This window comes from Arsukibacterium sp. (assembly GCF_033721375.1).
Lineage (GTDB): Bacteria > Pseudomonadota > Gammaproteobacteria > Enterobacterales > Alteromonadaceae > Alishewanella.
Map to the genome: position 1 here is coordinate 1 of NZ_JAWWAP010000018.1, position 6,904 is coordinate 6,904.

Annotated in this window: 9 protein-coding genes; 6 read left to right on the plus strand and 3 right to left on the minus strand. The window is 51.3% G+C overall.

Translation table 11 applies throughout. The features are described 5' to 3' along the window. From R3187_RS18640 to R3187_RS18650, 3 genes are all read left to right on the plus strand, one after another. Nucleotides 1-319 (plus strand): IS66 family transposase (locus tag R3187_RS18640; protein ID WP_318968547.1); only part of this gene is annotated, 319 nt, incomplete at its 5' end. An 18-nt stretch (nucleotides 320-337) separates the two neighbouring features. Then, a complete protein-coding gene (locus R3187_RS18645; protein WP_014610306.1) occupies nucleotides 338-601 on the plus strand; it encodes a transposase in 264 nt (87 codons plus the stop codon). 64 nt (nucleotides 602-665) lie between these two features. After that, nucleotides 666-980, plus strand: a complete 315-nt coding sequence (locus R3187_RS18650) for a TraR/DksA family transcriptional regulator (RefSeq protein ID WP_215399502.1) — start codon at nucleotides 666-668, stop codon at nucleotides 978-980. 37 nt (nucleotides 981-1,017) lie between these two features. Here the strand turns inward: R3187_RS18650 and R3187_RS18655 are convergent, their stop codons facing one another. Genes R3187_RS18655 through R3187_RS18665 form a run of 3 tightly spaced genes read right to left on the minus strand, consistent with a single transcriptional unit; the run spans nucleotide 1,018 to nucleotide 5,659 of the window. Further along, nucleotides 1,018-4,056: an efflux RND transporter permease subunit gene (locus R3187_RS18655; protein WP_318968548.1), complete on the minus strand. Its 3,039-nt coding sequence runs from the start codon at nucleotides 4,054-4,056 to the stop codon at nucleotides 1,018-1,020. An 11-nt stretch (nucleotides 4,057-4,067) separates the two neighbouring features. Next, nucleotides 4,068-5,120, minus strand: coding sequence for an efflux RND transporter periplasmic adaptor subunit (locus R3187_RS18660; RefSeq protein ID WP_318968549.1), 1,053 nt, complete (start codon nucleotides 5,118-5,120; stop codon nucleotides 4,068-4,070). Then, nucleotides 5,117-5,659: a TetR/AcrR family transcriptional regulator gene (locus R3187_RS18665; protein ID WP_318968550.1), complete on the minus strand. Its 543-nt coding sequence runs from the start codon at nucleotides 5,657-5,659 to the stop codon at nucleotides 5,117-5,119. Before R3187_RS18665 ends, R3187_RS18660 begins: the two co-directional genes overlap by 4 nt. Before the next feature lie 231 nt (nucleotides 5,660-5,890). On the opposite strand from R3187_RS18665, the gene tnpA reads away from it, so the two are divergent. The 3 genes from tnpA to R3187_RS18680 all read left to right on the plus strand — a co-directional run. Then, nucleotides 5,891-6,172, plus strand: a complete 282-nt coding sequence (gene tnpA, locus R3187_RS18670; RefSeq protein ID WP_086904956.1) for an IS66 family insertion sequence element accessory protein TnpA — start codon at nucleotides 5,891-5,893, stop codon at nucleotides 6,170-6,172. Then, nucleotides 6,172-6,522: an IS66 family insertion sequence element accessory protein TnpB gene (gene tnpB, locus R3187_RS18675; RefSeq protein WP_014610304.1), complete on the plus strand. Its 351-nt coding sequence runs from the start codon at nucleotides 6,172-6,174 to the stop codon at nucleotides 6,520-6,522. The genes tnpA and tnpB overlap by 1 nt, the downstream gene beginning before the upstream one ends. A gap of 21 nt (nucleotides 6,523-6,543) precedes the next feature. Continuing rightward, on the plus strand, nucleotides 6,544-6,904 hold a 361-nt coding region (locus tag R3187_RS18680), incomplete at its 3' end, for a transposase (RefSeq protein WP_318968551.1).

Below are 6,904 nucleotides of genomic sequence, written 5' to 3' on the forward strand. Positions count from 1 at the left end.
CTTAGAAGACCCCGATGTGCCGCTGGATACAAACCATCTGGAGCGGGCGCTTCGGCCCATACCCATGGGGAGAAAAAATTGGTTGTTCTGTTGGACAGAAATCGGTGCAGAGCATGTTGGCGTTATCCAAAGCCTGATAGTCACTTGTCGATTGCATGATATCAATGTAAACGATTATCTGACCGATGTACTGCTACGTATCAGCCAACACCCTGCCAGCCTGGTACATGAACTGACGCCACGGTATTGGAAAACCCAGTTCGCCGATAATCCACTGCGTTCAGACCTCTTTGCTTTACCCGCCACTTCGGTAGAATAGCCTCCAGACGGAGGCGATATGCGCATAGAAGACCTAACCTTAGACGAATTACATGACCTGAACGAGCTCATCTGCAAGCGGATAGACTACTTACGTTTGCAAAACGACATCAATGTTCTAAGCCAGCTACGTTTAGGCCAAAAAGTCCACTTCAAGGCCAAAGAAGGCCAAGTGTTCGGCGTGGTTATCAAAATCAACAAGAAATCAGTGATGGTGGTCAGCGATGATAACCGCCAGTGGAAAATCCCACCAGGTCTGGTGCAGATCATGAAAGACATCTAGCCAGGATGCTTGGCCGAAATCTATAAGGCGTCAATACGTCCTAAAATGGACGCTTACGCCGCAAATGCCATTTCAGGAATTTAAAAGTCGCCTGCTAGCCCGAAAATTAGAATTGGAGCGCCAGGTCGCTGCCATTGAGCGCGACTTTGCGCAAGGTCGCAGTGCTGACTTTGCCGAACAGGCAACCGAACGTGAGAATGATGAAGTATTAAGCGCCATAGAACAAAAAGATCGGCAAGAACTGGCACAAATCAACAGAGCGCTTGGCCGAATGGAACACGGCACTTACGATAAATGTGCCCAGTGTGACGAGGCCATTAAATTGGCACGTCTTACCACTATCCCCTTTACTGAGCTTTGTATTCGCTGCGCCAAGTAACTACAGGGCCGGCAAAACCGGCCCTGTTTTAACCAGCTCAGGCCGGTTTTATCCGAAACAGCATGGCATACAGTACCGGCACCGCGACCAGGGTTAATACCGTAGCAAAGGCTAAGCCGGCCATTATCGTTACTGCCATACTATTGAAAAACGCATCCCAAATCAGCGGGAGCATCCCCAGAATAGTCGTTAGCGCCGCCAACAGCACTGGCCGGATCCGGCTGACACTGGCCTGCACTATCGCCTGAACCTTATCGCTGTTTTGCTGAATTTGCAGGTCAATTTCGTCTACCAGTACGATGGCGTTCTTCATCAGCATGCCTGATAAACTGAGAAAACCGAGCAATGCGGTGAAACCAAGGGGTAGACCCGTTGCCAATAAACCGGCGGTCACGCCACAGATAGACATCGGCACTATTAACCAAATCACCAGCGGTTGCTTCAGCGCACCGAACAACAGAATACTGATCACCAGCATCACGATAAAACTTAAGGGTAATTGCGCGGCCAGCGATTGCTGGGCTTCTGCGGAGCTTTCATATTCACCGCCCCAACTCAGTTGATAACCAGCGGGTAATGGCAGCGCCTCAATTTTCGGGCGAACCAATTTTAGGGCCTGATCGGCCGTGTAACCCCAGGCCGGTTCAGCTTCAACGGTAAGGGTTCTTAACCGGTCGCGGCGCTGAATTATCGTTTCTTCAGTTTGGGTTTGCAGCCCATTAATCACCTGCGTAATCGGAATATAGGTATTATCGTTAGCACTCCAAATCATCCGATCCTGCAGCCGGTCAATATCAAAGCGCTCGGATGCTGGCGGCCGCACCACGATGGGAATTTGCTTATCATGTTCGCGGTAGACACCACTGCGTACACCGGTGCTGGCAAACTCCAGTGTTTGCGCCAGATCAGTGCGATTAATACCGGCAATCCGCGCCCGCTTTTCGTTAAAGTCCGGTACGATCACCAGTTCGCGTTGCCGCCAGTTATGCCGTAAATCGGTGATAGCCGGCTCTTGACGCATTAATTCAGTAATTTGCTGGCCGAGCTGCCGTAAGATGCGCTCATCCGGGCCAGATACCCTGGCTTGCAGCTTAGCGCCACTGCCCGGCCCAAACATCAGTTGCTGGGTGTAGATCTCAGCCTGCGGTAAGCGCGGCGGCAGTTCAGTGCGCAGCCGCTGCATCAGCGGAGGGATCTGGTCTCGGTGTGCGGTACGGATAATCAATTGGCCATAGGCGGCATTCGGCTGCTCCGGTGCGTAAGTCAACATAAAGCGACTGGCACCCGAGCCAACGAAACTACTGACTGATTCGACTTCGGGTTGCGCCATTACAAAGGCTTCAATTTCTGCCAGATCACGCGAGGTAGCGCGAATATCTGAGCCCTGGGGCAAGAAGTAATTCAAGTAGAAAATTGGCGTGTTCGACGCCGGGAAAAATGCCTGCTTTACTTGCCCGAAACCGATAACACTAATTAGCGTTAGCAGCGCCAAACCGCCCAGAGTTAGCGCACGTTGGCGCAAGGCAAAGCGCAATACCCTGACATAACGCTGATAAAAACCGGCAGCATAGGGATCGGCAGCGGCACTATTGGCATCGACTTTAAACAAATAATGCGCCAGCAAAGGGGTGACACTAATCGCCAGCACCCAACTTAACAGCAATGAAATCGCGATGACGGCAAACAGCGAAAACAAGAACTCACCGGTACTATTCGGCGACAGGCCAATACCAGCAAAGGCCATAATGCCAATCACGGTCGCGCCTAACAGCGGGATCTGGGTACGACTGGCCGCTTCATCCGCCGCCTGCCGTGAACTCTGGCCACGCTGCATATTAATCAGCATGGTTTCTGCGACCACGATGGCGTTATCAACCAACATGCCCATGGCAATAATCAGCGCGCCAAGCGAAATCCGCTCCATCTCGATATTGGCCAGTTTCATAAAGAATACGGTACCCAAGACGGTAAGTAACAAAGTACCGCCAACGACTAAACCAACCCGCCACCCCATGGTCAGACACAGCACCGCAATAACAATGACCACGGACAAGATCAGGTTAACAATAAAGTCGTTAATGGCGTTATCCACCACCACATGTTGCTGATAGATCGGATGCAGGGTTACGCCAAGCGGGATACGCTCTGCCAGTTTCGCCAGATGCTGATCAACCGCTTTACCTACATCGACAATATTGGCATCGGTCAGACCGGAAATCGCCAGCGTAAAGGCCGGTTTGCCATTAAAGCGAATGATTTGCGATGGCACTTCAACTTCATCCCGGCGCACTGTTGCAACATCAAAAATGCTTAGTTGCTCGGTTGAGCCCGGTTTCCCAATCCGTAAATTTTCAATTGCCTCAATTGAATCCAGGCCGGGTTTGCTGTTCAGGCGAATCCTTTTGTCACCCACCTGCACCGAGCCGGCTTGTGCTACTGCATTTTCGGTTTGCAGGGTGTTGACCACCAATTGCAATGGCAGGCCAATCCCGAGCAAACGCTCATGCGAAATTTCTACGCTGATTTGCTCTTCCGGTTCGCCGGCGGTCTGGACTTTTGCCACCCCAGGCACCGTCAGCATCTCACGGCGTAAAAAAGTAGCCAGCTCGCGTACTTCGCGATCGGAAAAACCGTCAGTTGTCACGGCATAAAAAATACCAAATACATCACCGAAATCATCATTGACGATCGGCTTCATTACGCCGGTGGGCAGGCGAATACTGGCATCATTAACCTTACGCCTGAGCTCATCCCAAATCTGTGGCATCTGACTGCCGTCATACTTATCCTGAATTTGCACCCGGATTTCCGATTTACCCGGCATCGACTTGGAGGTAATACGCTTTAATTGTGATAATTGCTGAATAGCGGATTCCAGCAATTCCGTCACTTCCTCTTCCACTTCCAATGCCGTTGCGCCCGGATAATAGGTGACAATAATCGCCTCTTTCAGCGTAAAGGCCGGATCTTCTAAGCGGCCAATACTGACCAATGCCCAAAGTCCGCCCAAAAAGCACAGCATAATAAACAGCCAGGTATTAACCTGCTTTTCAATTGCATAACTGGCAATCCGCATCAGAAGGCTCCTTAGTAGGCCACAAAGGGCTGCACCTGCTGCCCGGGCTGTAACTGATAAATCCCGGCCGAAACCACCTGCTCGCCACGATTCAAGCCACTGAGCACTTCAATCTGTTGCTCACGCACCGTGCCAACCTGTACGGCAATGCGCTGCACGGTTTGGCTATCAGGCAGATAGCGCCAGACATAAAATTGTTCCGGTGTCGCGGTATCCAGTGCCGAGACGGGAATAAGAACAGTACTGTCAGTCGCGACCTTTTCGGTCACCACATTAACCGTCATACCGGGCAATAAATTGACATCCGGCAAACGTGGCATCGCAAACGAGACCTGATAAGTCTGAGTTAAGGGATCAACTTCAGTGGCATGTTCACGGTAAGCCAGAGGATAGCGTTCGCTGGCAGCTTCTGATAACCGCACTGAAACCAGATAGTCACTGGTATCCCTGACCTGGCGCATAATCTGTTCCGGCACGTTAATATGTACACGCAATTCGGAAATATTTTGCACCCGTAACAATGGCGTACCGGCAGCAACAGTGGCAAAACGCTCGACCAGCCGGCGGGTAACCAGCGCATCAAAGGGCGCTTTAAGTTGGGTGTAGTCCAGATTAAGGCGGGCATTTTCCAACGCAACCCGGGCAATTTCAAAATTGGTTTGCAGCTGATCAAAGGCAGACGGGGTTAAAATTCCCTGTTCACGCAACGGCTTGCCACGTTCCAGATCTCGACTGGCCTGCGCCAGCTGCACTTCCGCCTGGTCCACGGCTAATTGGTAGTCTGCCGGGTCCAAGGCGGCCAGCAGTTCTCCGGCAGGTACGACTTGTCCTTGCTGCACCGATAATTCGGTTACCCGGCCACCGACCTGAAACGCCAGATCCACTGTACTGACCGCATCTATACGGCCGACAAAATGCCGGCTATTGGCCTGCTCTTCGCCATTCACGGTATAGAGCTTCACTGTCGGTACCGCCACTGCGGCCGGTGGCGGTGCTTCTGAGCAGGCAGTTAAACCAATAACGATACTCACAACCCACCAGGGCGATTTAATTGCCATCTTCATGCTTGTAGCTCCCGTGCCTGTTGCACTAATTGTTGTTCCAGCGCGCTGCGCTCTGCTGCGGTAAAAGGGGATAAATTCAATAAATCGTGATAAATCAGGGCTTCACTGGCCAGTAACAGCAAGGTTGCCTGCAATGCATTGCCATGTTCAGCCTGAATTTGCTGCAGCACATACTTATTGTGTTGCTGCACCGGCTGTAACAAAGCTGGCTGCTCTGCGGCCGCGGCCAGAATCGCCATCGCGGTATTACCGGCAATCTGCCGGGTAAAGTGGGCGCGGGTTTGCAATACCGCTGCCAAGGTCGAACTTTCCGTGCGCTCTTGTTGCGTCCGCTGGCACTCTGCCTCATCTAACAAATGCTGCACCATGGCGCTGATTAACGCTTCTTTACTGGGGAAGTGATAAATCAAACCACCTTTACTGACACCAGCGGCTTTGGCAACCGCATCCAGCGTCACTTTACCGGCGCCTTTTTCAGCGGCAACACTGAGTGCGGCCTGAATGATTTGACTGTTAGTCAGTTGAGATTTTTTATTCAAGGATAAGTTCCCGTGCCGAGGCCGGATCGAAGCCGCCGTAGCCACAAAAATACCGACCGGTTGGTGCAGTAAATTATTATAGGCGAATCCAGGTAAACCGCAACTGAAGCATTAAAAAATGACTATATTATGGTGAACTTGACTAACACCCGTAAGCGTCCATTTTAGGACGTCCTATTCCCACTTAAGATCGCGCGATAAGCTGTGCACTCATCATAACAGGAGAGTGATATGGCAAAGCGAGCTTACCGCAACGCGGCACAATGGCAGCAATTAATCGACTTATGGCACACATCAGAGCTGAGCATCACTGAGTTTTGCCAAACCCATCAACTGAGCACCATGTCATTTTATAAATGGCGGCAACGCTTGGCTGAGCAAACTGAACAAGCGCCTGTTCGCCAGGATACACAGTTTATCGATTTATCCGCGCTTGCACATCACGGTAACGCTCGCTGGCATATCGTCTTGTCACTGGGTAATGGCGTTGAACTCACGCTTAACCAGCAATAATGTTTATCCCTGCTGCCAACCAAAAAATCTGGCTGTGCACCACACCCGTGGATATGCGTAAATCCTTTAACGGTTTAAGTGCCCTGGTGCGCAATAAACTTTGCCATAATCCACAAAGCGGCCAGTACTTTGTGTTTATCAATGCCCGCAAAACCCAGATGAAGGTGTTGTACTTCGAAAGCTCAGGCTATTGTGTCTGGGCTAAGCGCCTCGAGCAAGGCCAGTTTCCGGTGAAACCGCATCCGAGTGGGATCCAATCACTCACCGGTTGCACCCTGCAAATGATCGTTGACGGAATTACCGTACTTCGCCAGAAACAAGCGAAGCGCTATGGGCAGTCAATCGCTTGATAAGTCTGTATAATTGACGCTATGAAAATCAAGCCTTCATCCTCATCCAACGTGGCAACGGACGCCGAGACACGGGTTAATTTGACCAGTGAAATCGCGCGTCTGCAGAGTTTGTTGCAACAGGCTTCTGCAGAGAATCAGGCCTGGTCAGAAAAGTACGGCAAGCTGGAAACTGAGCATGCGTCATTGCGCGAAACCTTCGCAGGCATTCAGCAACGCTTAGCCTGGTTTGAGAAGCAGCTGTTTGGTCAGAAGTCAGAAAAGCGCGCCTTGGAATTGGGTATGCAGTTAAGCTTACTGGGCGATATGGTGCCAGCACTGGCCCAACCCGAAGGTGAAACCGAATATACCACCTACACCCGCAGAAAAGGCAAACAGCGCC